This is a genomic window from Enterobacter sp. ECC-249, assembly GCF_043965265.1.
In the GTDB taxonomy this organism is placed as follows: Bacteria; Pseudomonadota; Gammaproteobacteria; order Enterobacterales; family Enterobacteriaceae; genus Enterobacter; species Enterobacter quasiroggenkampii.
The window spans coordinates 793522-818734 of the sequence record NZ_CP143660.1 but is presented as its reverse complement, the minus strand read 5'-3'; the positions used below and the strand labels follow the sequence as shown (position 1 = coordinate 818734).

Here is a 25213-nt window from a genome sequence, read left to right as displayed (position 1 = left end):
CATGCATAAATTAACACCTTACGATCCCGCCAACGCGTTGGTGGATGACGAGGAAATCGCCGTGTTTATCGCTGATGCACTAGAAACAGGCGACTCGACATATATCGCTAAAGCCCTCGGTGTTGTCGCGCGAGCCAAAGGCATGTCGAACATTTCACAGCAAACCGGTTTATCACGTGAGCAGCTTTATCGGTCATTCAGTGATAAAGGAAACCCAACGCTCAAAACCACGCTCGCGGTCATGAAAGCATTGGGTTTTGGGCTAACACTCAAACACGCCGGGGATTAATACTCATCCCGCTGATCATCTTCATCCGGCTGTTCCATCACGCTGTAGGCCACCGCGCAGAACAGCGAGTTGAGGCGCTTCATATCCCCCAGCAGTCCCAGATGCAGGGAGCTGGTCTCGATACTCTGCACGTTCTGCTGGTGCAGCCGTTCAACGTGGGCGTGCGAGTAGCGGCGGTTCAGAATGCGGAAACGATGCTTGTTGCGGCGCAGGCGGCGCGCGCTCGGCACGTCGCTGGAAAAGAAGACCAGCATCGCCAGCTTGAGGTTGCTGACCAGCTGTTCGTGCAGCGCTTCCAGCTCCTTCAGGCCTTCACCTGAAAACGCACGACGAGCGGCAAGGGATTTGTCGGCGATCTCGCTGCCCATGCGCTCAACGATATCCGAGGCCTGCTCAAGGTTAAGCGACATCTCGATAATTTCCGCCCAGCGGCGGGACTCCTCTTCTGCCAGCTCGTCCTGCGGCATGCGCGCCAGGTAGAGCTTGATGGCGGTATAAAGCACGTTGATATCGTCCGCCAGTCTGCGCAGCTCTTTCTCTTCACGCGGCTCGCCGTGCATCACCTTTTGCAGGCCTTCGAGCATGGTTTCCATCGCATCACCCATGCGCAGCGTCTCGCGCGCGGCATTTGCCAGCGCCAGCGCCGGGGTATCCAGCGCGGACGTATCCAGGTGCTTCGGCTTCAGGCGCGCGTCCAGCTCCGGTTCGTCCTGAATGAGACGTTCGCAGAAGCGGGCCATCGGCCCGGCAAAAGGTACCATCGCCAGGCAGCGCACCAGGTTGTAGAACACGTGGAAGTAGATCACCAGCTCCGCCTTCGGCAGCGAGAGGTTGTCCATCAGGTTCGCCAGCGGGTGGATAAAGGGCAGAATAATCAGGCTGCCCACCAGCTTAAACAGCAGGCTGCCGAGCGCCACGCGGCGGGCGGCGGCATTGGCCGCGCTGTTGTTAAGCATCGCCAGCAGGCCCGAGCCGAGGTTAGCCCCGATCACCAGACACAGCGCCACCGGGAAGGAGATCGCCCCTGCGGCGGTAAGTGTGGCCGTCAGCAGGACCGCCGCCAGGCTGGAGTAGCTGACGATGGCAAACACCGCACCAATGAGCGCGTCCAGCATGATGTCCCCGGTCAGGGAGGCGAAGATGACCTGAACGCCGTTGGCCTCGGTGATCGGCGTGACCGCCTGCACAATCAGCTCCAGCGCCAGTAGGATCAGCCCCAGACCAATACCCACGCGTCCAAGCTGGCCGGCCCGCGTCTGTTTGCGACCGAGGAAAAAGATAACGCCGATAAAAATCAGCAGCGGTGACAGCCAGGAGAGATCGAACGTCAATATACGCGCCATCAGCGCGGTACCTACATCCGCCCCCAGCACAATGACCAGCGCCGGAGCAAGCGCCACCAGATCCTGCGCCACAAAGGAGGTGACAAGCAGGGTTGTGGCGTTACTGCTCTGAACCAGTGCCGTTACGCCAATTCCCGCGCAGAAGGCGAGCGGCTTCTTCTCAACGCTGCTGCTGAGAACGGTACGTAAGCGCGCGCCAAATACGCGCATTACGCCGGTACGGACGATATGGGTGCCCCATACGAGCAGTGCGACTGCAGAGAGCAGGTGTAACAACGTCAGCACGGAAGTTTTTCCTCCTTATCGTTATGTGTTTTCCTGAGGTTCCCTGCGCATTGTCTTGCCGGATGATGGCTACGCCTTAACCGACCTACGCGTAGGCCCGGTAAGCGCAGCGCCACCGGGCTCCAGGGAAAGAACCTTATTCCAGTATAAGGGTTTAAGCGTAAGAAAGAGACAAGGCACCCTTGAGGTGCCCTGTTTGTTGTAAGGAAAAGTGATTTTAGTCGGCGTCGTAGCCTAAATTCGGGGCCAGCCAGCGCTCCACTTCTGATACGCTCATCCCTTTACGCAGGGCGTAATCTTCAATCTGATCGCGCTGCAGCTGCGCCACGGCAAAGTACTTGCTGTCCGGATGACTGAAGTACCAGCCTGAAACTGAGGCGCCCGGCCACATGGCGAACGACTCGGTGAGCTTCATCCCGGTATGCGCTTCGACGTCCAGCAGCTGCCAGATAGTGCCCTTTTCGGTATGTTCCGGGCAGGCCGGATAGCCCGGTGCCGGACGAATCCCCTGGTAGTTCTCGCGAATAAGCTCTTCGTTGCTGAGGTTTTCATTCGCCGCGTACCCCCAGTGCACCTTGCGCACGCGCTCGTGCAGGTACTCGGCGAAGGCTTCCGCCAGGCGGTCAGCAATCGCTTTCACCATGATTTTATTGTAATCATCGTGCTGCGCTTCGAACGCGTCCGCCAGCGCATCTTCCTCCAGACCGCCGGTCACGGCAAAGGCGCCGATATAGTCGGCTTTACCACTCAGCTTCGGCGCGACGAAATCGGCCAGGCAGTAGTTAGCAAAGCCCACTTTCTCGGTTTGCTGACGCAGATGACGGCTGACCGCCAGCACGTGGGTGCGGGTTTCATCGCGATAAATTTCAATGTCGTCACCCACGCGGTTGGCCGGGAACAGGCCCACGACGCCGCGCGGGTTAAGTGTTTTCTCCGCGCTCAGCGTGTCGAGCATGTCGTTGGCATCTTTAAACAGGCGCTTCGCCTCCTCGCCAACCACCTCATCTTCCAGGATGCGCGGATATTTGCCCGCCAGCGACCAGGTCATAAAGAACGGCGTCCAGTCGATGTAGTTGCGCAGCGTTTCGATGCTGGCGCTAACCTCCTGAACGCCCAGACGGTGCGCGACCGGCGGCGTATAGCTCGACCAGTCAAACGCCAGATCGTTATCCCGCGCCGCCTGGAGTGAAACTGGCGGCGTGCGCGGTTTCTTGCGCCCGTGCTGGATGCGAACGGTTTCGTACTCTTTGCGGGTGCGCTCGACAAACTCGTCGCGCTGGGTGTCGGAGAGCAGCGCGGAGACCACGCCCACCGTGCGCGAGGCGTTCTGCACGTACACCGTCGGGCCGCTGTAGTTCTGCTCGATTTTCACCGCCGTGTGCGCTTTTGAGGTAGTCGCCCCGCCAATCAATAACGGAATCGTGAAGCCCTGTCGCTCCATCTCTTTCGCCACGTTGACCATTTCGTCCAGCGAAGGGGTGATCAGCCCGGAGAGGCCAATCAGGTCAGCGTTCACTTCGCGCGCGGTCTTGAGGATTTTGTCCGCCGGGACCATCACGCCAAGGTCGATAATCTCGTAGTTATTACACTGCAGCACCACGCCGACGATGTTCTTGCCGATGTCGTGCACGTCGCCCTTCACGGTGGCGATAACCATCTTGCCGTTGCTGGAGCCTTTCTCTTTGCTGGCTTCGATATAGGGCTCAAGATACGCCACCGCTTGCTTCATCACGCGGGCGGATTTCACCACCTGCGGCAGGAACATCTTGCCTTCGCCGAACAGATCGCCGACCACGTTCATGCCGTCCATCAGCGGGCCTTCAATCACCTCAATAGGACGGGCTGCCTGCTGGCGCGCCTCTTCGGTATCGAGCTCGATAAATTCGGTAATGCCTTTGACCAGCGAGTATTCCAGACGCTTTTTCACGTCCCAGGAACGCCACTCGGCCTGCTGAACGTTTGCTGCCTCATCCGATTTGCTGCCGCGGTATTTTTCCGCCAGGTCCAGCATGCGCTCGGTGGCGTCGTCGCGGCGGTTAAGGATTACGTCTTCCACCGCGTCACGCAGCTCTGCGGGCAGGTCGTCGTAAATCGCCAGCTGGCCGGCGTTGACGATCCCCATGTCCATGCCGTTGCGGATGGCGTAGTAGAGGAACACAGCGTGGATCGCTTCACGCACCGGGTCGTTACCGCGGAACGAGAACGACACGTTCGATACGCCGCCGGAGATCAGCGCATGCGGCAGCTCGCGCTTGATGTCCTCGCACGCCCCGATAAAGTCCTGGGCGTAGTTATTGTGCTCTTCAATGCCGGTCGCGACGGCGAAAATGTTCGGGTCGAAGATAATGTCTTCCGGCGGGAAGCCCACCTCTTCGGTCAAAATCTTGTACGCACGGCGGCAAATCTCGATTTTGCGCTCGCGGGTATCCGCCTGGCCCACTTCGTCAAAGGCCATAACCACCACGGCGGCACCGTAACGGCGGACCATTTTTGCGTGGTGGATAAAGGTATCAACGCCCTCTTTCATCGAGATTGAGTTAACGATGCCTTTACCCTGGATGCACTTCAGCCCTTTTTCGATGACTTCCCATTTGGAGGAGTCAATCATGATCGGCACGCGGGCGATGTCCGGCTCACCGGCGATCAGGTTGAGGAAACGCACCATCGCCGCTTCGGCGTCGAGCATCCCCTCATCCATGTTGATATCGATAATCTGCGCGCCGTTCTCAACCTGCTGACGGGCGACGTCCAGCGCTTCGCTGTACTTCTCTTCTTTGATCAGGCGCTTGAACTTCGCGGAACCGGTGACGTTCGTACGCTCACCCACGTTCACAAACAGGCTGTCTTCGCCGATGGTCAACGGCTCAAGGCCGGACAGACGACAGGCAACCGGAAGCTCGGGCAGCCTGCGCGGCGGCAGACCGGCCACGGCGTTGCTCATGGCGGCGATGTGCTCCGGCGTGGTGCCGCAGCAGCCGCCGACGATGTTCAGGAAGCCAGATTCGGCCCACTCGCGGATTTGCGCCGCCATGGTGTCGGCATCGAGATCGTATTCACCAAAGGCGTTCGGCAGACCGGCGTTCGGGTGCGCGGTGACATAGCATTCCGCGATGCGCGATAGCTCCTGCACGTACTGGCGCAGTTCATCTGGACCCAGCGCGCAGTTCAGGCCAAAGGAGAGCGCTTCGGCGTGGCGCAGAGAGTTATAAAACGCTTCGGTTGTCTGGCCGGACAGGGTACGGCCGGAGGCGTCGGTGATGGTGCCGGAAATCATGATCGGCAGGTCAACGCCGAGCGCCTCGAACTCCTCTTTCACCGCGTAAATCGCGGCTTTGGCATTGAGGGTGTCGAATACGGTTTCAATCAGGATCAGATCGGAACCGCCTTCCACCAGCGCTTTGGTCGATTCACGGTAGGCCGCGACCAGCTGATCGAAGGTGATATTACGAAACGCCGGGTCGTTGACGTCCGGTGAAATAGACGCGGTGCGGTTCGTCGGGCCAAGCACCCCGGCAACGTAGCGCGGCTTATCCGGCGTGCGGGCCGTCCACTCGTCGGCGCAGGCGCGCGCCAGCTTCGCAGCTTCAAAGTTGATTTCCGCCGACAGGGATTCCATCTGGTAATCCGCCATGGCGATGGTTGTCGAGTTGAAGGTGTTGGTTTCAACGATATCCGCACCCGCTTCGAAGTAGGCGTTGTGGATATCTTTAATCACGGACGGCTTGCTGAGCACCAGCAGGTCGTTGTTCCCTTTCAGGTCGCATGGCCAGTCAGCGAAGCGTTCGCCGCGGAAATCGTCTTCACTCAGGCGATAGCCCTGGATCATGGTGCCCATGCCGCCGTCCAGCACCAGAATTCGTTCTTTTAACTGCGCACGCAGTTGCTCTACTTTGCTGCTCACACTTGCTCCCGACAACGCTCAACAAGGCCAAAAGGCTGCGTTCCATACTGGCACAATCTCGCAGGGTGGAAAAGTCGCTCAGCGGTAACATGAGACATGTTCACCATCACTCCTCCGATCAGTCAGGATAACGGTTGCAAATTCACCAAATAAAACGAAAATGATTTCCACGATACAGAAAAAGGAGATCGTCATGGTCGCGACCGTTCCCGCTAAACGCGGCAGAAAACCTGCTGCCACCACCGCCGTACAACAGGGCGGACAGGTTCAATCGCTCACGCGCGGTTTGAAGCTGCTGGAGTGGATAGCCGAGTCGCACAGCAGCGTGGCCCTGACGGAGCTGGCCCAGCAGGCTGGCCTGCCGAACTCCACAACACACCGCCTGCTGACCACCATGCAGCAGCTGGGTTTTGTCCGCCAGGTCGGCGAGCTGGGGCATTGGGCGGTGGGCGCGCATGCGTTTATCGTTGGCAGCAGCTTTCTGCAGAGCCGCAACCTGCTGGCGATTGTGCACCCGATTCTGCGCAAGCTGATGGAGGAGTCCGGCGAGACGGTGAACCTGGCGGTGCTGGACCAGAGCGACCACCAGGCGATTATCATCGACCAGGTGCAGTGCACGCAGCTGATGCGCATGTCCGCGCCGATTGGCGGCAAGCTGCCGATGCATGCCTCCGGGGCGGGGAAAGCGTTTCTCTCGCAGCTGAGCGAAGAGCAGGTGACGGGCCTGCTGCACCGTAAAGGTCTGCACGCCTATACCCACGCCACGCTGGTGTCGCCCGTGCATCTGAAAGAAGACCTAGCCCTGACCCGCAAGCGCGGCTATTCGTTTGATGATGAAGAACATGCCCTGGGCCTGCGTTGCCTCGCGGCCTGTATTTTTGACGAGCACCGGGAGCCGTTTGCCGCCATCTCCATCTCCGGCCCGATTTCGCGGATGACCGACGACCGCGTGACCGAGCTGGGTGCGCTGGTGATTAAGGCGGCGAAAGAGGTGACGCTGGCGTACGGTGGGATTCGTTAAGTTGGGTTCCTGCGAACATTCTGATCGTAGGCCCGGTAAGCGCAGCGCCACCGGGCGATGAGGTTGCACTGCGGCCTGATGCCCTCACCCCGGCCCTCTCCCACAGGGAGAAGGAGAAAATAGGATGCCCTTACCCTGCGAGCGTGGGAGAAAACCGGATGCAAAATCGCTGCTTGCGGCGGTATGCGTACACATCTTCCACGTGCCCATTTTTGATCCGCGTTTGCAGTCCGCGCCAGTAGCTGGCACGGAACAGATCCTCATGCATCTCTTCAAATAGCGGCCCGATGCGCGGATCGGCACAAAGCCAGTGGCGAAACTCCTCCGGAAACACATCGCCCGGCGAGACGCTGTACCACGGCTCACCGGAAAGCTCATCCTCCGGGTAGCGGGGCGGTGGTATATCGCGGAAGTTCACCTCGGTCATGTAGCAAATTTCGTCGTAATCGTAGAACACCACCCGCCCGTGACGGGTGACGCCGAAGTTTTTAAACAGCATATCGCCCGGGAAGATATTGGCGGCGGCAAGCTGGCGAATCGCGTTGCCGTACTCTTCAATCGCATCTCTTAAAGCCTGACCTTCGGACTGCTCCAGCCAGATATTCAGCGGCACCATGCGTCGTTCAATGTAGAGATGGCTAATGACGATTTTGTCGCCAAGATCGGTGATTTTGGCGGGCGCTTCCTGCAGTAGAAGCGCCATGAGTGCCGGGTCGATCTGCTGTTTATCCAGCACAAAGTTTTCGAATTCCTGGGTATCTGCCATGCGCCCGACGCGGTCGTGCTCCTTAACCAGCTGGTAGCAGGCGCGGACGTGCGCGGCGGTCATCTCTTTCTGCGGCGCGAATCTGTCCTTAATCACCTTAAAGACCCGGTCAAAGCCCGGCAGCGTAAACACCAGCATAACCATGCCGCGAATGCCGGGCGCTTCGATAAACTGCTCATCGGCGGTAGTGACATAACGCAGGTATTCCCGGTAACTTTCCGTTTTAGCGTGCTTCTGGCAGCCAATGGCCATATACAGCTCGGCGGTGGTTTTACCCGGCAGGATCTCGCGCAGCCACTCCACCAGCGCGGCAGGTAACGGTGCATAGACCATAAAATAGGAGCGGGCGAAGCCAAACACGATGCTGGCCTCGGCGCCGGTTGTCAGGCAGGTATCGACAAACAGTTCCCCGCCGTCAGTGCGGTGAATGGGCAGCAGAAACGGCACAATGGCCGTCGGGGTAACCAGTTTCCCCACCAGCCAGGCGGCTTTATTGCGGTAGAAAAGCTCGTTGGCCACCTGCAAATGGCTGTGGCTGAGCACCTCCGCGCCAAAGGTTTCGTTAAGATGGGCGTGGATATACCCGATATCCCGGGTTTTATTCTCCCAGGGCAGGCGCAGCGGCAGATCCGTTAAGACGCGGTGCAGGAGCTTATCCCATCCCCGCTCGGGAAAGAAATCTTTCGCCAGCGGACGGGGAATGGTACGAAAGCGCCGTTCGGGCTGGGAGCTGAAGATAAATAACCGCTCAGGAGATAATGAGCGGTGGTCAAATAACCGGCAATAGACGGAGTTGAAAAAGCTCTCCGCAATCTCGAAGCGCGGGTAGTCGGGTAACAAATGGGTGTAATGCTCTTTGACGCGCAGTAAAAATTCCGCGTCCGGACTTTTACCGTCGGTAATACAGCGCAGCTGCTCCACCACCAGACCCACGTGGTGGTCGTAGAGATGGATGCGCTGCTTCATGGCCTGCTGAACCGCATGCCAGTCTGCATGTTCGAAGCGCTGCTGCGCGCCGGATGTCACTTCAAGAAAACGACCATACTGGGCATCGAAGCCCTGCAAAATAGTTTGGGCAATCAATAATTCCAGGCCACGCGACATATATTCCCCTTACCCAACCCTCTCCCCATAGGGGAGAGGGGGAAAAGATTAGAACTGTGCTTCTTCCGTTGAACCCGTTAAGGCAGTGACGGAGGAGGTGCCGCCCTGAATGATCGTAGTCACGTTATCGAAGTAGCCGGTTCCCACCTCCTGCTGGTGAGAGACGAAGGTATAACCATCTTTGCCCGCCGCAAATTCCGGCTGCTGCACCTTCTCAACGTAGTGCTTCATGCCCTCACCCTGCGCATAGGCGTGCGCCAGGTCGAACATGTTGAACCACATGCTGTGGATGCCAGCCAGAGTAATGAACTGGTATTTGTAGCCCATGTCGGACAGCTGCTGCTGGAAGCTGGCGATCGTTTTATCATCCAGCTTTTTCTGCCAGTTGAAGGACGGCGAGCAGTTGTAGGCCAGCAGTTTCCCCGGATACTTCGCATGAATGGCATCGGCAAAGCGTTTTGCCAGCGCCAGATCCGGCGTGGAGGTTTCACACCAGACCAGGTCCGCGTAAGGCGCATACGCCAGGCCGCGGCTGATCGCCTGTTCAATGCCGGCATGGGTGCGGTAGAAGCCTTCACTGGTACGCTCGCCGGTGATGAACTCGCTGTCGTACGGGTCGCAGTCAGAGGTGATCAGATCCGCCGCGTCCGCATCGGTACGGGCAATGACCAGCGTCGGCACGCCGAGCACGTCAGCAGCCAGACGCGCGGCAACCAGCTTCTGCACGGCTTCCTGCGTAGGTACCAGCACCTTACCGCCCATGTGTCCGCACTTCTTCACTGACGCCAGCTGGTCTTCGAAGTGAACGGCCGCTGCACCGGCCTCAATCATCGATTTCATCAGCTCGAAGGCGTTCAACACGCCGCCGAAGCCCGCTTCCGCATCCGCGACGATCGGCAGGAAATAGTCAATAAAGCGCGGATCGTTAGGTTCGATGCCCGCCGCCCACTGGATCTGATCCGCTCGACGGAAGGTGTTGTTGATCCGATCCACGACCGACGGCACGGAGTTAGCCGGATAGAGCGACTGATCCGGGTACATGCTGGAGGCCAGGTTGGCGTCCGCCGCGACCTGCCAGCCGGAGAGGTAAATCGCCTCAATACCGGCCTTCGCCTGCTGCAGCGCCTGACCGCCGGTCAGCGCGCCGAGGCTGTTGATGTAGCCCTTTTTAGAGCCACCGTGCAGCAGTTTCCACATTTTCGCCGCACCGTTCTGAGCCAGCGTGCATTCCGGATTGACCGAGCCGCGTAATTTCACCACTTCTTCCGCGCTGTAAGGACGGCGGATGCCTTCCCAGCGAGGCTGTGTCCACTCTTTCTTCAACTCTTCGATTTGTTGGGTACGGGTTTTCATGTGCAGATGCTCCATATTGTTATGTGATGAGTTACGCCAGGAAGCGGTAGCCCGGCAGGGTCAGGAAGTCGATTAAGTCATCTGATGTGGTGATTTGCTCCATCAGGCGCGCAGCGTCGTCAAAACGTCCGCTGCTGAAGCGGTGTTCGCCCAGCTCGTCCTGGATCACCCGCATCTCTTCGGCCAGCATCTGGCGGAACAGGGATTTGGTCACCGGCTTGCCGTTACTGAGCGTTTTTTGATGGTGGATCCACTGCCAGATAGAGGTACGTGAGATCTCCGCCGTCGCAGCATCTTCCATCAGGCCGTAGATCGGCACGCAGCCGTTACCGGAGATCCACGCTTCGATGTACTGGACCGCGACGCGAATATTGGCCCGCATGCCCTCTTCCGTACGCTCACCCGCGCACGGTGCCAGCAGCTGTTCTTCAGCCGTTGGGGCATCGTCTTCGCGCGTGACAAACAGCTGGTTTTTATTGTCACCGAGTACGCGGTTGAAGACCTCCATCGCCGTATCGGCCAGGCCCGGATGGGCAATCCACGTCCCGTCATGGCCGTTGCGTGCTTCAAGCTCTTTATCGGCTTTCACCTTGTTGAGCACCTGATTGTTGCGCTCTGCGTCTTTGCTCGGGATAAAAGCCGCCATGCCGCCCATCGCAAAGGCACCGCGCTTGTGGCAGGTTTTGATCAGCAGACGCGAGTAGGCGCTCAGGAACGGTTTATCCATGGTCACGACCTGGCGATCCGGCAGTACGCGATCGGGATAGTTTTTCAGGGTTTTGATGTAGCTGAAAATATAGTCCCAGCGTCCGCAGTTCAGGCCGACGATGTGGTCGCGCAGGGCGTGCAGAATTTCATTCATCTGGAACACGGCGGGCAGCGTTTCAATCAGCAGCGTGGCTTTGATAGTACCGCGCGGCAGGTTGAAACGATCTTCCGCGTAGCTGAAGACCTCGCTCCACCAGGCGGCTTCCTGCCAGGCCTGCGTTTTAGGCAGATAGAAATACGGGCCGCTGCCCTTCGCCAGCAGGGCTTTGTAGTTGTGGAAGAAATAGAGTGCGAAATCAAACAGGCTGCCCGGAATGGCTTCTCCACGCCAGGTGACGTGTTTTTCAGGCAGGTGCAGGCCGCGTACGCGACAGATCAGTACCGCCGGGTTCGGCTTGAGCTGGTATATTTTTCCGGCTTCGTTGGTATAGCTGATGGTGCCGTTCACGGCGTCGCGCAGGTTGATCTGCCCCTCGATGACCTTACGCCAGTCCGGCGCCAGCGAGTCTTCAAAATCGGCCATGAAGACCTTAACGTTGGCGTTCATGGCGTTGATCACCATTTTGCGCTCTACCGGACCGGTGATCTCAACGCGACGATCCTGTAAATCTTCAGGAATTCCGCGGATTTTCCACTCGCCGCGTCGAATGGAAGCGGTTTCCGAAATAAAGCCAGGCAACTTGCCATCGTCAATTTCCTGCTGCTGATGAATACGTGCCGCCAGCAGCTTATTTCGCTGCGGCGTAAAGCGAGTCACAAGTTCAGTCAGAAATTCTACCGCTTCCGCCGTCAAAACTTGCTGTTCTTGCTCGCCATACGGCTGGGTAAAGGCCAGTTCATCGACCGTCGTTGCCTGTTGAGTCATTACTCTGCTCCTCATCAAAGATCCAAAATCACGCTCCCAATGCGAACGAAAGATCGTTGGGTAGTTTTCGCTCAGCAGAATTAAGACTATCTATATTTTTTCTAAAATCAAAAACAATTTCCATTTTAATTATTAATTGCGATTAATTGATTGATTTAATTGATATTAAAGTTGGATCGAACGGTGAGTGACATTTCGGAAATAAAAAAGGCACCCGAAGGTGCCTGATTTGAATAGCTGAAACGCTTTAGGATCGTTTAGTGCAGACGATTACTCCAGCGTTGGATTCATGTGACGCAGATCGTATGGTGTTATCTGGTAGACGTAATAGTTGAGCCAGTTAGTAAAAAGCAAATTCCCGTGGCTGCGCCAGGTCGCTCTCGGTTTGTTTTGCGGATCGTCTTTCGGGAAATAGTTGTACGGTACATCCGGATTAAGACCCGCTTCGACATCACGGAAATACTCTGACGCAAGTGTGTGCGGATCGTACTCAGGATGCCCGGTCACAAAGGCAATGCGCTTATCTTTACTGGCAAACAGGTAAGCGTCCCCATCTTCCGTTTCGGCCAGAATTTCCAGATCGGTGTAATCACGAATCAGCTGGGCCGGGAAGTCAGCGTAGCGAGAATGTGGGGCCAGGAAAGAATCATCAAACCCGCGCGTCAGCAACGCATGGGGATGGAGAATATGGTGTTCGTATACGCCGGAGAGCTTTTCAGTGCGGGTTTGCTTGGGGATGCCATAAAGAATATTCAGTGCGGCTTGTACCGCCCAACAGACAAACAGCGTGGACGTGACGTGATCTTTTGCCCACTCCAGAACCTGTTTGATCTGCGGCCAGTAAGCGACATCGTTAAATTCCACCAGACCGAGCGGCGCGCCGGTCACAATCAGACCGTCGAAGTTTTCACCCTGAATGTCATCGAAGTTGCAGTAGAAGTTGTTCAGATGCTCAGAAGGCGTATTGCGTGACTCACGGGCATCGATTCGCAGCAGCTGAATATCGACCTGCAGCGGGGAGTTCGACAGAAGACGCAGGAACTGGTTTTCTGTTTCGATCTTTTTTGGCATCAGATTGAGAATAAGCACCTTCAGCGGGCGAATTTCCTGACCTGTCGCACGTGAAGTCGTCATGACAAAGACGTTTTCTTCACGCAAGAAATTGACGGCTGGTAGCTCGTCCTGCACCCGAATCGGCATAGCTTTATATCCTCACAGCATACGTATAAACGTTTAGACATCCAGACAGCTAACGATACCCAGAAATGGTATGAATGTCGAGTCTGCAAGCAGAAGGTGAGAAAGTTTCAAGGAGAGGATAGTGCGGTCTGATTCGCCCGGTGACGCTGCGCTTACCGGGCCTACAAAACCATCCGGCATGATTTCTGACGCACATAGCAAAAAACCCCGCACCTTTCGGTACGGGGTTCTTCTTATTTGATGCCTGGCAGTTCCCTACTCTCACATGGGGAGACCCCACACTACCATCGGCGCTACGGCGTTTCACTTCTGAGTTCGGCATGGGGTCAGGTGGGACCACCGCGCTAAAGCCGCCAGGCAAATTCTGTTAAATCTGTATCAAAGCTGAAATTTGATTGTCTGTTTCTCATCCGCCGAAACAGCTTCGGCGTTGTAAGGTTAAGCCTCACGGTTCATTAGTATCGGTTAGCTCAACGCATCGCTGCGCTTACACACCCGACCTATCAACGTCGTCGTCTTCAACGTTCCTTCAGGACCCTTAAAGGGTCAGGGAGAACTCATCTCGGGGCAAGTTTCGTGCTTAGATGCTTTCAGCACTTATCTTTTCCGCATTTAGCTACCGGGCAGTGCCATTGGCATGACAACCCGAACACCAGTGATGCGTCCACTCCGGTCCTCTCGTACTAGGAGCAGCCCCCCTCAATTCTCCAGCGCCCACGGCAGATAGGGACCGAACTGTCTCACGACGTTCTAAACCCAGCTCGCGTACCACTTTAAATGGCGAACAGCCATACCCTTGGGACCTACTTCAGCCCCAGGATGTGATGAGCCGACATCGAGGTGCCAAACACCGCCGTCGATATGAACTCTTGGGCGGTATCAGCCTGTTATCCCCGGAGTACCTTTTATCCGTTGAGCGATGGCCCTTCCATTCAGAACCACCGGATCACTATGACCTGCTTTCGCACCTGCTCGAGCCGTCACTCTCGCAGTCAAGCTAGCTTATGCCATTGCACTAACCTCCTGATGTCCGACCAGGATTAGCTAACCTTCGTGCTCCTCCGTTACTCTTTGGGAGGAGACCGCCCCAGTCAAACTACCCACCAGACACTGTCCGCAACCCGGATTACGGGTCTACGTTAGAACACCAGCCATTAAAGGGTGGTATTTCAAGGATGGCTCCACGCAGACTGGCGTCCACGCTTCAAAGCCTCCCACCTATCCTACACATCAAGGACCAGTGTTCAGTGTCAAGCTATAGTAAAGGTTCACGGGGTCTTTCCGTCTTGCCGCGGGTACACTGCATCTTCACAGCGAGTTCAATTTCACTGAGTCTCGGGTGGAGACAGCCTGGCCATCATTACGCCATTCGTGCAGGTCGGAACTTACCCGACAAGGAATTTCGCTACCTTAGGACCGTTATAGTTACGGCCGCCGTTTACCGGGGCTTCGATCAAGAGCTTCGCGTTGCCGCTAACCCCATCAATTAACCTTCCGGCACCGGGCAGGCGTCACACCGTATACGTCCACTTTCGTGTTTGCACAGTGCTGTGTTTTTAATAAACAGTTGCAGCCAGCTGGTATCTTCGACTGATTTCAGCTCCACCCGCAGGGGCTTCACCTACATATCAGCGTGCCTTCTCCCGAAGTTACGGCACCATTTTGCCTAGTTCCTTCACCCGAGTTCTCTCAAGCGCCTTGGTATTCTCTACCTGACCACCTGTGTCGGTTTGGGGTACGATTTGATGTTACCTGATGCTTAGAGGCTTTTCCTGGAAGCAGGGCATTTGTTACTTCAGCACCGTAGTGCCTCGTCATCACACCTCAGCGTTAAAAAGGTACCGGATTTACCTGGAACCTCCGCCTACATGCTTAAACCGGGACAACCGTCGCCCGGCTAACATAGCCTTCTCCGTCCCCCCTTCGCAGTAACACCAAGTACAGGAATATTAACCTGTTTCCCATCGACTACGCCTTTCGGCCTCGCCTTAGGGGTCGACTCACCCTGCCCCGATTAACGTTGGACAGGAACCCTTGGTCTTCCGGCGAGCGGGCTTTTCACCCGCTTTATCGTTACTTATGTCAGCATTCGCACTTCTGATACCTCCAGCAACCCTCACAGGCCACCTTCAACGGCTTACAGAACGCTCCCCTACCCAACAACACATAGTGTCGCTGCCGCAGCTTCGGTGCATGGTTTAGCCCCGTTACATCTTCCGCGCAGGCCGACTCGACCAGTGAGCTATTACGCTTTCTTTAAATGATGGCTGCTTCTAAGCCAACATCCTGGCTGTCTGTGCCTTCCCACATCGTTTCCCACTTAACCATGACTTTGGGACCTTAGCTGGCGGTCTGGGTTGTTTCCCTCTTCACGACGGACGTTAGCACCCGCCGTGTGTCTCCCGTGATAACATTCTTCGGTATTCGTAGTTTGCATCGGGTTGGTAAGCCGGGATGGCCCCCTAGCCGAAACAGTGCTCTACCCCCGAAGATGAGTTCACGAGGCGCTACCTAAATAGCTTTCGGGGAGAACCAGCTATCTCCCGGTTTGATTGGCCTTTCACCCCCAGCCACAAGTCATCCGCTAATTTTTCAACATTAGTCGGTTCGGTCCTCCAGTTAGTGTTACCCAACCTTCAACCTGCCCATGGCTAGATCACCGGGTTTCGGGTCTATACCCTGCAACTTAACGCCCAGTTAAGACTCGGTTTCCCTTCGGCTCCCCTATACGGTTAACCTTGCTACAGAATATAAGTCGCTGACCCATTATACAAAAGGTACGCAGTCACACCACGAAGGTGCTCCCACTGCTTGTACGTACACGGTTTCAGGTTCTTTTTCACTCCCCTCGCCGGGGTTCTTTTCGCCTTTCCCTCACGGTACTGGTTCACTATCGGTCAGTCAGGAGTATTTAGCCTTGGAGGATGGTCCCCCCATATTCAGACAGGATACCACGTGTCCCGCCCTACTCTTCGAGTTCACAACCTGTGTGCTTTCGTGTACGGGACTGTCACCCTGTACCGTGCGACTTTCCAGACGCTTCCACTAACACACAAGCTGATTCAGACTCTGGGCTGCTCCCCGTTCGCTCGCCGCTACTGGGGGAATCTCGGTTGATTTCTTTTCCTCGGGGTACTTAGATGTTTCAGTTCCCCCGGTTCGCCTCGTTAACCTATGTATTCAGTTAACGATAGTGTGACGAATCACACTGGGTTTCCCCATTCGGACATCGCCGGGTCAAAGGTTCATATCACCTCGCCGGCGCTTTTCGCAGATTAGCACGTCCTTCATCGCCTCTGACTGCCAGGGCATCCACCGTGTACGCTTAGTCGCTTAACCTCACAACCCGAAGATGTTTCACTTCCGATTGCGAAAATTTGAGAGACTCGAACACACCATTAAAGATGTGTCGTTTCAATTTTCAGCTTGATCCAGATTTTTAAAGAGCAAATATCTCAAACTTGACTCGCAAGTCAGTTTTGAGATATGACGGCAGGTGACTTTCACTCACGAACCAGCAAGTGGCGTCCCCTAGGGGATTCGAACCCCTGTTACCGCCGTGAAAGGGCGGTGTCCTGGGCCTCTAGACGAAGGGGACACTGAAGTCTCAATCGCAAGACGCCTTGCTATTTACTTTTCATCAGACAATCTGTGTGAGCACTACAAAGGCAGGTTCTTTAAGGTAAGGAGGTGATCCAACCGCAGGTTCCCCTACGGTTACCTTGTTACGACTTCACCCCAGTCATGAATCACAAAGTGGTAAGCGCCCTCCCGAAGGTTAAGCTACCTACTTCTTTTGCAACCCACTCCCATGGTGTGACGGGCGGTGTGTACAAGGCCCGGGAACGTATTCACCGTAGCATTCTGATCTACGATTACTAGCGATTCCGACTTCATGGAGTCGAGTTGCAGACTCCAATCCGGACTACGACGCACTTTATGAGGTCCGCTTGCTCTCGCGAGGTCGCTTCTCTTTGTATGCGCCATTGTAGCACGTGTGTAGCCCTACTCGTAAGGGCCATGATGACTTGACGTCATCCCCACCTTCCTCCAGTTTATCACTGGCAGTCTCCTTTGAGTTCCCGGCCGGACCGCTGGCAACAAAGGATAAGGGTTGCGCTCGTTGCGGGACTTAACCCAACATTTCACAACACGAGCTGACGACAGCCATGCAGCACCTGTCTCAGAGTTCCCGAAGGCACCAATCCATCTCTGGAAAGTTCTCTGGATGTCAAGAGTAGGTAAGGTTCTTCGCGTTGCATCGAATTAAACCACATGCTCCACCGCTTGTGCGGGCCCCCGTCAATTCATTTGAGTTTTAACCTTGCGGCCGTACTCCCCAGGCGGTCGACTTAACGCGTTAGCTCCGGAAGCCACGCCTCAAGGGCACAACCTCCAAGTCGACATCGTTTACGGCGTGGACTACCAGGGTATCTAATCCTGTTTGCTCCCCACGCTTTCGCACCTGAGCGTCAGTCTTTGTCCAGGGGGCCGCCTTCGCCACCGGTATTCCTCCAGATCTCTACGCATTTCACCGCTACACCTGGAATTCTACCCCCCTCTACAAGACTCTAGCCTGCCAGTTTCGAATGCAGTTCCCAGGTTGAGCCCGGGGATTTCACATCCGACTTGACAGACCGCCTGCGTGCGCTTTACGCCCAGTAATTCCGATTAACGCTTGCACCCTCCGTATTACCGCGGCTGCTGGCACGGAGTTAGCCGGTGCTTCTTCTGCGGGTAACGTCAATTGCTGAGGTTATTAACCTCAACACCTTCCTCCCCGCTGAAAGTACTTTACAACCCGAAGGCCTTCTTCATACACGCGGCATGGCTGCATCAGGCTTGCGCCCATTGTGCAATATTCCCCACTGCTGCCTCCCGTAGGAGTCTGGACCGTGTCTCAGTTCCAGTGTGGCTGGTCATCCTCTCAGACCAGCTAGGGATCGTCGCCTAGGTGAGCCGTTACCCCACCTACTAGCTAATCCCATCTGGGCACATCTGATGGCAAGAGGCCCGAAGGTCCCCCTCTTTGGTCTTGCGACGTTATGCGGTATTAGCTACCGTTTCCAGTAGTTATCCCCCTCCATCAGGCAGTTTCCCAGACATTACTCACCCGTCCGCCGCTCGTCACCCGAGAGCAAGCTCTCTGTGCTACCGCTCGACTTGCATGTGTTAGGCCTGCCGCCAGCGTTCAATCTGAGCCATGATCAAACTCTTCAATTTAAGTTTGATGCTCGTGAATTAAACTTCGTAATGAATTACGTATGTTCACTCAGAGACTTGGTATTCATTTATTGTCCGAAGACATTAAGAATCCATGTCACTTTGAGTGCCCACACAGATTGTCTGATAAATTGTTAAAGAGCAGTGCAACGCGGCTTTCGCTCACCGTTGCGAGGTGGCGTATATTACGCTTTCCTCTTTCAGAGTCAACCCGTTATTTCAGGATTTTTTCTCTTCAACCGACCGGGTTGTTTGTGAAGTGATTCACATCCGCCGTGTCGATGGAGGCGCATTATAGGGAGTTCTTCGCAGGCCGCAACCGCTAAATGACAGAAAAATGACTGACTGCTGCATTCCACAGCAAAACCCCGCCTTATACCTTTTTACACACAGACTTATCCACAATGATACGAAAAAGTGAAAATGTGCGAGCGTTGCGCAAACGTTTTCGTTAAAATGCTCGCGCTTAACAAGGATGCCTCGTCAGGTGTGTTAGATGAGTTTTTCGCAGGAAAATTCATCTAACGCTCTCTGTAATCGTGAAATCCAGGGGATTTACCATGCAACAACGTCGTCCAGTCCGCCGCGCTCTGCTCAGTGTTTCTGATAAAGCCGGTATCGTCGAATTCGCTCAGGCACTTTCTGCACGCGGTGTGGAGCTGCTTTCTACAGGCGGTACCGCTCGCCTGTTAGCAGATAAAGGTCTGCCGGTAACCGAAGTGTCCGATTACACCGGTTTCCCGGAAATGATGGATGGACGCGTCAAAACCCTGCACCCGAAAGTGCACGGCGGTATTCTTGGCCGTCGCGGTCAGGACGACGCTATTATGGAACAGCATGATATCGCTCCGATCGACATGGTTGTCGTTAACCTCTACCCGTTCGCCCAGACCGTTGCCCGCGAAGGCTGTTCTCTGGAAGATGCTGTAGAGAATATTGATATCGGCGGCCCAACCATGGTGCGCTCAGCAGCCAAGAACCATAAAGATGTGGCTATCGTGGTGAAGAGCAGCGATTACGAGACCATTATTAATGAGATGGATGCCAACGAAGGGTCACTGACTCTGGATACCCGTTTCGACCTCGCCATTAAAGCCTTCGAGCACACCGCGGCGTATGACAGCATGATCGCCAACTACTTCGGTAGCCTGGTGCCAGCGTACCACGGTGAAAGCAAAGATCCTTCTGGCCGCTTCCCGCGTACCCTGAATCTGAACTTCATTAAGAAGCAGGATATGCGCTACGGCGAGAACAGCCACCAGCAGGCAGCCTTCTACATAGAAGAAGAGGTAAAAGAAGCCTCTGTTGCGACCGCTCAGCAGGTTCAGGGCAAAGCGCTCTCCTATAACAACATTGCTGACACCGACGCCGCGCTGGAATGCGTGAAAGAGTTCAGCGAGCCTGCCTGCGTTATCGTCAAGCACGCAAACCCATGCGGCGTTGCCGTGAGCACCTCTATTCTGGATGCCTACGATCGCGCCTACAAAACCGACCCGACCTCCGCGTTCGGCGGCATTATCGCCTTCAACCGCGAGCTGGATGCTGAAACGGCTCAGGCCATCATCTCCCGCCAGTTCGTTGAAGTGATCATCGCACCATCGGCCTCCGAAGAAGCGCTGAAAATCACCGCGGCAAAACAGAACGTGCGCGTGCTGATTTGCGGCCAGTGGGCAGAACGCGTGCCGGGCCTGGACTTCAAGCGCGTGAACGGCGGCCTGCTGGTTCAGGACCGCGATCTGGGTATGGTCACAGAAGCCGACCTGCGCGTAGTGACCAAACGTCAGCCGACCGAACAGGAACTGCGTGACGCGCTGTTCTGCTGGAAAGTCGCGAAGTTCGTTAAATCCAACGCCATCGTCTACGCCAAAGAGAACATGACCATCGGGATAGGCGCAGGCCAGATGAGCCGCGTTTACTCTGCGAAAATCGCGGGTATTAAAGCAGGTGACGAAGGTCTGGAAGTCAAAGGCTCCGCCATGGCTTCTGACGCCTTCTTCCCGTTCCGTGACGGCATCGACGCCGCAGCCGCTGTCGGCATCACCTGCGTGATCCAGCCTGGCGGTTCAATCCGCGATGACGAAGTGATTGCCGCTGCCGACGAACACGGCATTGCGATGATCTTCACCGACATGCGCCACTTCCGCCATTAATTCCCGGAGCTGAAAATGAAAGTATTAGTGATTGGTAACGGCGGACGCGAGCACGCGCTGGCGTGGAAAGCGGCGCAGTCTCCGCTGGTGAAAACGGTCTTCGTGGCGCCGGGTAACGCCGGTACCGCACTGGAACCCGCGCTGCAGAACGTGGCTATCTGCGTGACCGACATTCCGGCGCTGCTGAGCTTTGCCCAGAGCGAGAAAATCGATCTAACGATCGTCGGCCCGGAAGCGCCGCTGGTGATTGGCGTGGTGAATGCGTTCCGCGCAGCGGGCCTGAAAATCTTCGGCCCAACGGAAGGCGCCGCGCAGCTGGAAGGCTCCAAAGCCTTCACCAAAGATTTCCTCGCGCGTCATAACATCCCGACGGCGGAATATCAGAATTTCACTGAAGTGGAGCCTGCTCTGGCCTGGTTACGTGAGAAGGGCGCGCCGATTGTTATCAAGGCCGACGGTCTGGCCGCCGGTAAAGGCGTGATCGTCGCGATGACGCTCGACGAAGCCGAAGCCGCGGTTCAGGACATGCTGGCAGGTAACGCCTTTGGCGATGCGGGCCACCGCATCGTGATTGAAGAGTTCCTCGACGGTGAAGAGGCGAGCTTTATCGTGATGGTCGACGGCGAGCACGTTCTGCCGATGGCCACCAGCCAGGACCACAAGCGTGTGGGCAATGGCGACACGGGTCCTAACACCGGCGGGATGGGCGCTTACTCCCCTGCTCCGGTCGTGACTGACGAAGTCCACCAGCGCACCATGGATCGCATCATCTGGCCTACCGTGAAGGGAATGGCAGCAGAGGGGAATACCTACACCGGTTTCCTTTACGCAGGTCTGATGATCGACAAGCAGGGTAACCCTAAGGTCATCGAATTCAACTGCCGCTTTGGCGATCCGGAAACGCAGCCAATCATGCTGCGCATGAAATCCGATCTGGTGGATCTGTGCCTGGCAGCCTGCGATGGCAAGCTGGACGAGAAAACCTCCGAGTGGGACGAGCGTGCGTCTCTCGGCGTGGTGATTGCTGCGGGTGGTTATCCGGGCAACTACAGCACCGGAGATGAAATCCACGGTCTGCCGCTGGAAGAGAGGGAAGGTGCGAAGGTGTTCCACGCCGGTACGAAGCTGGCTGAGGACGATCGCGTTCTGACCAACGGCGGCCGCGTGCTGTGTGCAACCGCGCTGGGCCATACCGTGGCAGAAGCGCAGAAGCGCGCCTATGCGCTGATGGCGGATATTCACTGGAATGGTAGCTTTAGCCGTCAGGATATCGGCTATCGCGCGATTGCGCGCGAGCAGGGGGAGTAATTCCTCCTCGCCCTCACCCTAACCCTCTCCCATGGGGAGAGGGGATCGTTCGTAGGCCGGATATGCGTCAGCGCCATCCGGCTTAATCCACAGAACTCAGAAACTCTTCTCTGTTGGCTGCCAGGTGCAGAAGTCTTCGTTCGCCACCAATAGCAATTGAGAACCTTCCGGCGCCTCAAGCCACGCCACACTCACTTCCATTGATGAATGACGCTGACGGCGTTGAATGTGTTCTGTCGCCCAGGATTCAAGCTCAGGCTTGACCGTTTGCCCTTCGCAGGTCGTCACCGTCCCGTCGTTATGCCAGCGCCCCTGGCGCAGCACGACGCGTCCAAGACGAAGCGCATCGCTGGTCTGGCGGATTTGTTCGGCACGGTAACGGTAGAGGGCGATTTGATCGCTGGAAAGCTGCTGTTTTTGACCGCTGACTTCGCGCTGCATAAAGCTCAGCTCGCCATGGTCGTCAAAACGCACTTTCACGTGTTCTGGGGTCTTGCTGTAAACGTTCAGCTCAATCAGCGACAGGTCATCTCCCTGCCAGCGATACTCCGCCGTCGACGTATTGCCGTTATGCCACGGGCTGAAGGCAGAAAGCAGATGCACTTCGCCGCCGGAATCTTTGCGCCAGATCCTGACCGCGCCCTGGTTGTCCGCGTAGCCGCTGGCGGTAAACGGCGGCAGGGAGGTGTCGTGGCTGCAGGCGGACAGCAGCAGCATGCCTGCCAGCGCGAGCGTTCCACGCCAGAAAGACAAAAGGGGCGTTGCCGCCCCTTCGCTAAAACTGTTCACTGCCACGCGTCTTACTTAACAGCGTCTTTCAGTGCTTTACCAGAAACAAATGCCGGCACGTTAGCTGCGGCGATTTTGATTTCTTTACCGGTCTGCGGGTTGCGGCCAGTACGCTCAGCGCGGTGGTTCACTTTGAAGGTACCGAAACCAACCAGTTGTACAGCATCACCTTCTTTCAGAGACTCAGTAATAGCAGCCAGGGTAGATTCCAGAGCAGCTTTAGCCTGCACTTTAGACAGATCAGCCTTGTCCGCAATTACATCAATCAGTTGAGTCTTGTTCATAAGTTATCCTTTCAATGTGTTTATCGCTTGCTAAGCATCGAGTGCGACGAAAATGCCAAAAAAGCACTCTCCTGCATACACGCACCGATAGCCACTTTTTTTCGCCCCCCAAATGTAGACCAGACAAGGGGCGAAAGGGAAGAGTCGAGGAGCGACAAAACGGGCGTTATCTCAAGTTTTATTGTCTCATTGGTTAAAAATTATACCAATATTGCTCTCACCAGCCTCTCGTAAGTCCGCGCGCAGCCCTTTTATCAGCTCAATATCGCGTTCTTCACACTCTGCCAGCAGGCGGAAAATTTCCCACTGAATGTCCCATTCTTGCTCAACTGCCGGGTTCGCGCGCAGCTCTTCGTCGGTCATCTCGCGACCTTCCTGGGTCATTTCCAGCATCGCGACGGTCGTAATAGATGCCTTACTGACTTCAATAGCGTGCTCCAGCGTTTCACCGCTCAGACGGGAGTGGAGCAGTTCGCTTAACGCCACGCAGGCATCAATCGCCGGGTAGACGCCGTACAGGTCAAAATCATCCGCAACCGGAATCGCCTCTTCAAGCTTTTCGAGCTGAGAGTCGAAATTCACCTTCGCGTCTTTCACCGTCAGCGTTTCCCAGATCAGATCCAGAATGCGGCGATAGATATGGCCATCACCAAAGCCCGTCTGCTTGCAGAACGCGGCATAGTTGGGATACATACGCTCGCACAGGCAAGCCATAAAGGTGACGTGCTGCCAGCTTTCCAGCTTTTCAAGGCGCAGGTGAATCGGGTTTTGTAGCATGATGATCTCTCGAATCGATAATTAGGCGCAGTTTACCTGAATCATCGCTGAATTTCCTGCCAACGAACAAAAGCCGGACGCGAAGACGCCACGGCGTCTGCCCAGCGCGTCGGCTCCGGCAAGCGGTAGCCCTTCATGCAGCGCTGCACCCACGCCAGGGCACTGTCCATGCTCACCCGGTGCCCGGTGGCGATAAAGAGCGGGTTACAGCGCGCCTTGCTGCGCCAGACCCACGCCAGCTGCTCACCTTTATGGATAAGCGGCGCCAGCGCGCCCGGCTCGGCAGAAAGAGGTTCAAACGCGCCGCACAGGCGTTTCTTGGCAACGCCAATGGTCGGCACATCCACCAGCAGCCCAAAGTGGCTGGCAACGCCTAAACGGCGCGGGTGTGAAATACCGTGTCCATCGACAAACAGCAGGTCAGGTTTTTGCGAGAGTTGCTCCCACGCTGCCAGCAGCGCGGGATATTCGCGAAAGGAGAGAAAGCCCGGAATGTACGGCATGGTGGTCGCGATACGCGCTACCTTGTACTCCACCAGCTCAAGCGAAGGGTATTTCAGTACCACCATCGCCGCTCGCGTCACCTCACCACCCTGCTCAAATCCGACATCTGCTCCGCCAATGTACTGCGGAGGATCCTTATCCAGACGATCCTCGCGGATCACCGATGAGGCTAGTTCGATTTGCTGAGCGCGTAGCGACGCGAGATCCATAACCACTCCTTACTTGTGATACTGGGCAGAAAGCCGATGCACCGCCTCCACAAATACGCCTGCGTGTTCTGGCGGCACATCCTGATGAATGCCGTGGCCAAGGTTAAAGACGTGGCCTTCCCCCTGGCCGAAACCAGACAGTATAGTCGAGACTTCTTCTTCAATGCGGGCTGGCGGCGCATAGAGCATGGACGGGTCCATATTGCCCTGCAGCGCCACTTTGTCGCCCACGCGACGGCGCGCATCGGCGATATCGGTGGTCCAGTCGAGACCCAGCGCGTCGCAGCCGGTTGCCGCCATCGCTTCCAGCCACTGGCCGCCACCTTTGGTGAACAGCGTCACCGGCACGCGACGGCCTTCGTTTTCACGCAGCAGGCCGTCAACGATTTTATGCATGTAGTACAGGGAGAACTGCTGATAATCGCGGCCGGTCAGCACGCCGCCCCAGGTGTCGAAAATCATCACCGACTGCGCACCCGCCTTAATCTGCGCGTTGAGGTAGAGCGTGACGCTCTTCGCCAGCTTGTCGAGCAGCGCATGCAGGGCCAGCGGCTCGGCGTACATCATCTTTTTAATCAGGGTGAAGGCTTTGCTGCTACCCCCTTCCACCATGTAGGTCGCCAGCGTCCAGGGGCTGCCGGAGAAACCAATCAGCGGCACTTCGCCTTTCAGCTCGCGGCGAATGGTGCGCACGGCATTCATCACGTAGCCCAGCTCGCATTCCGGATCGGGGATCGGCAGCTTGTCCACGTCGGCTTTGCTTTTGATTGGGGAGGTGAAACGCGGACCTTCACCGGTTTCGAAGTACAGACCAAGGCCCATTGCATCCGGAATGGTCAGAATATCCGAGAAGAGGATCGCCGCATCCAGCGGGAAGCGGCGCAGCGGCTGGAGCGTCACTTCGCAGGCCAGCTCGGCGTTTTTGCACAGCGACATAAAATCGCCCGCCTGCGCGCGCGTGGCTTTGTACTCTGGCAGATAGCGTCCCGCCTGGCGCATCATCCACACCGGGGTGACATCAACGGGCTGGCGCAGCAGCGCACGCAGATAACGATCGTTCTTCAGTTCGGTCAT

At 56.3% G+C, this 25213-nt stretch carries 15 protein-coding genes, 1 tRNA gene and 3 rRNA genes; 4 read left to right on the top strand and 15 right to left on the bottom strand.

The features are described 5' to 3' along the window. Window position 1: 1 nt before the first annotated feature. Window positions 2-289: an addiction module antidote protein gene (locus tag V1587_RS03955; protein ID WP_021242718.1), complete on the top strand. Its 288-nt coding sequence runs from the start codon at window positions 2-4 to the stop codon at window positions 287-289. On the opposite strand, the gene V1587_RS03950 is transcribed toward V1587_RS03955, so the two are convergent. Next, the gene (locus tag V1587_RS03950) at window positions 286-1917 is read right to left on the bottom strand and encodes a Na/Pi cotransporter family protein (protein ID WP_371899842.1); all 1632 of its coding nucleotides are present in this window, start codon (window positions 1915-1917) and stop codon (window positions 286-288) included. The genes V1587_RS03955 and V1587_RS03950 overlap by 4 nt on opposite strands. A 217-nt stretch (window positions 1918-2134) precedes the next feature. Further along, window positions 2135-5818 carry a methionine synthase gene (gene metH / locus V1587_RS03945; RefSeq protein WP_371899841.1) on the bottom strand — a complete coding sequence of 1228 codons (3684 nt, stop codon included), beginning with the start codon at window positions 5816-5818 and terminating at the stop codon, window positions 2135-2137. A 193-nt stretch (window positions 5819-6011) separates the two neighbouring features. On the opposite strand from metH, the gene iclR reads away from it, so the two are divergent. After that, window positions 6012-6839, top strand: a complete 828-nt coding sequence (gene iclR, locus V1587_RS03940) for a glyoxylate bypass operon transcriptional repressor IclR (protein WP_371899840.1) — start codon at window positions 6012-6014, stop codon at window positions 6837-6839. A gap of 130 nt (window positions 6840-6969) precedes the next feature. On the opposite strand, the gene aceK is transcribed toward iclR, so the two are convergent. From aceK to V1587_RS03900, 8 genes are all read right to left on the bottom strand, one after another. Next, a complete protein-coding gene (aceK, locus tag V1587_RS03935; RefSeq protein WP_371899839.1) occupies window positions 6970-8709 on the bottom strand; it encodes a bifunctional isocitrate dehydrogenase kinase/phosphatase in 1740 nt (579 codons plus the stop codon). Window positions 8710-8757: 48 nt separating this feature from the next. Then, on the bottom strand, window positions 8758-10062 hold the full coding sequence (aceA, locus tag V1587_RS03930; protein ID WP_023334117.1) for an isocitrate lyase: 1305 nt from the start codon (window positions 10060-10062) through the stop codon (window positions 8758-8760). 31 nt (window positions 10063-10093) lie between these two features. Further along, complete coding sequence (aceB, locus tag V1587_RS03925) at window positions 10094-11695, bottom strand: malate synthase A (protein ID WP_371899838.1); 1602 nt, start codon at window positions 11693-11695, stop codon at window positions 10094-10096. A 270-nt stretch (window positions 11696-11965) separates the two neighbouring features. Beyond that, entirely contained in the window at window positions 11966-12895 is a 930-nt protein-coding gene (gene metA / locus V1587_RS03920) for a homoserine O-succinyltransferase (RefSeq protein ID WP_008503405.1), read from the bottom strand. A gap of 242 nt (window positions 12896-13137) precedes the next feature. Next, a 5S ribosomal RNA gene (rrf, locus tag V1587_RS03915) occupies window positions 13138-13253 on the bottom strand. A gap of 76 nt (window positions 13254-13329) precedes the next feature. Further along, window positions 13330-16234: ribosomal RNA gene (locus tag V1587_RS03910) — 23S ribosomal RNA — on the bottom strand. A 183-nt stretch (window positions 16235-16417) separates the two neighbouring features. After that, a tRNA-Glu gene (locus tag V1587_RS03905) sits at window positions 16418-16493 on the bottom strand. Between the two features lie 85 nt (window positions 16494-16578). After that, window positions 16579-18118 (bottom strand): 16S ribosomal RNA (locus V1587_RS03900). The 16S, 23S and 5S rRNA genes sit together here with 1 tRNA gene alongside, the layout of an rRNA operon. 560 nt (window positions 18119-18678) lie before the next feature. Between V1587_RS03900 and purH the strand changes: the two genes are divergently transcribed. Both purH and purD read left to right on the top strand, forming a co-directional pair. After that, a complete protein-coding gene (gene purH, locus V1587_RS03895) occupies window positions 18679-20268 on the top strand; it encodes a bifunctional phosphoribosylaminoimidazolecarboxamide formyltransferase/IMP cyclohydrolase (RefSeq protein ID WP_111966118.1) in 1590 nt (529 codons plus the stop codon). Window positions 20269-20283: 15 nt separating this feature from the next. Continuing rightward, window positions 20284-21576, top strand: coding sequence for a phosphoribosylamine--glycine ligase (gene purD, locus V1587_RS03890; RefSeq protein WP_371899862.1), 1293 nt, complete (start codon window positions 20284-20286; stop codon window positions 21574-21576). Window positions 21577-21672: 96 nt separating this feature from the next. On the opposite strand, the gene V1587_RS03885 is transcribed toward purD, so the two are convergent. The 5 genes from V1587_RS03885 to hemE form a co-directional block, all read right to left on the bottom strand. Further along, window positions 21673-22365 (bottom strand): DUF1481 domain-containing protein, encoded by a 693-nt coding sequence (locus V1587_RS03885; protein ID WP_024908250.1) that lies wholly within the window; start codon window positions 22363-22365, stop codon window positions 21673-21675. Window positions 22366-22376: 11 nt separating this feature from the next. Continuing rightward, window positions 22377-22649 (bottom strand): nucleoid-associated protein HU-alpha, encoded by a 273-nt coding sequence (hupA, locus tag V1587_RS03880; protein WP_002445246.1) that lies wholly within the window; start codon window positions 22647-22649, stop codon window positions 22377-22379. Between the two features lie 186 nt (window positions 22650-22835). Next, window positions 22836-23426, bottom strand: a complete 591-nt coding sequence (locus tag V1587_RS03875; protein WP_008503468.1) for a YjaG family protein — start codon at window positions 23424-23426, stop codon at window positions 22836-22838. Window positions 23427-23467: 41 nt separating this feature from the next. Continuing rightward, window positions 23468-24139, bottom strand: coding sequence for a deoxyribonuclease V (gene nfi, locus V1587_RS03870; RefSeq protein ID WP_023309979.1), 672 nt, complete (start codon window positions 24137-24139; stop codon window positions 23468-23470). Window positions 24140-24148: 9 nt separating this feature from the next. Further along, window positions 24149-25213, bottom strand: coding sequence for a uroporphyrinogen decarboxylase (gene hemE / locus V1587_RS03865; protein WP_371899861.1), 1065 nt, complete (start codon window positions 25211-25213; stop codon window positions 24149-24151).

Excerpts from the sequence above, each read along its gene's own strand:
- V1587_RS03955 (WP_021242718.1), top strand. The coding sequence starts at position 2 with ATGCATAAATTAACACCTTACGATCCCGCCAACGCGTTGGTGGATGAC.
- iclR (WP_371899840.1), top strand. The coding sequence starts at position 6,012 with ATGGTCGCGACCGTTCCCGCTAAACGCGGCAGAAAACCTGCTGCCACC.
- aceK (WP_371899839.1), bottom strand. The coding sequence starts at position 8,709 with ATGTCGCGTGGCCTGGAATTATTGATTGCCCAAACTATTTTGCAGGGC.
- aceA (WP_023334117.1), bottom strand. The coding sequence starts at position 10,062 with ATGAAAACCCGTACCCAACAAATCGAAGAGTTGAAGAAAGAGTGGACA.
- aceB (WP_371899838.1), bottom strand. The coding sequence starts at position 11,695 with ATGACTCAACAGGCAACGACGGTCGATGAACTGGCCTTTACCCAGCCG.
- metA (WP_008503405.1), bottom strand. The coding sequence starts at position 12,895 with ATGCCGATTCGGGTGCAGGACGAGCTACCAGCCGTCAATTTCTTGCGT.
- purH (WP_111966118.1), top strand. The coding sequence starts at position 18,679 with ATGCAACAACGTCGTCCAGTCCGCCGCGCTCTGCTCAGTGTTTCTGAT.
- purD (WP_371899862.1), top strand. The coding sequence starts at position 20,284 with ATGAAAGTATTAGTGATTGGTAACGGCGGACGCGAGCACGCGCTGGCG.
- hupA (WP_002445246.1), bottom strand. The coding sequence starts at position 22,649 with ATGAACAAGACTCAACTGATTGATGTAATTGCGGACAAGGCTGATCTG.
- V1587_RS03875 (WP_008503468.1), bottom strand. The coding sequence starts at position 23,426 with ATGCTACAAAACCCGATTCACCTGCGCCTTGAAAAGCTGGAAAGCTGG.
- nfi (WP_023309979.1), bottom strand. The coding sequence starts at position 24,139 with ATGGATCTCGCGTCGCTACGCGCTCAGCAAATCGAACTAGCCTCATCG.
- hemE (WP_371899861.1), bottom strand. The coding sequence starts at position 25,213 with ATGACCGAACTGAAGAACGATCGTTATCTGCGTGCGCTGCTGCGCCAG.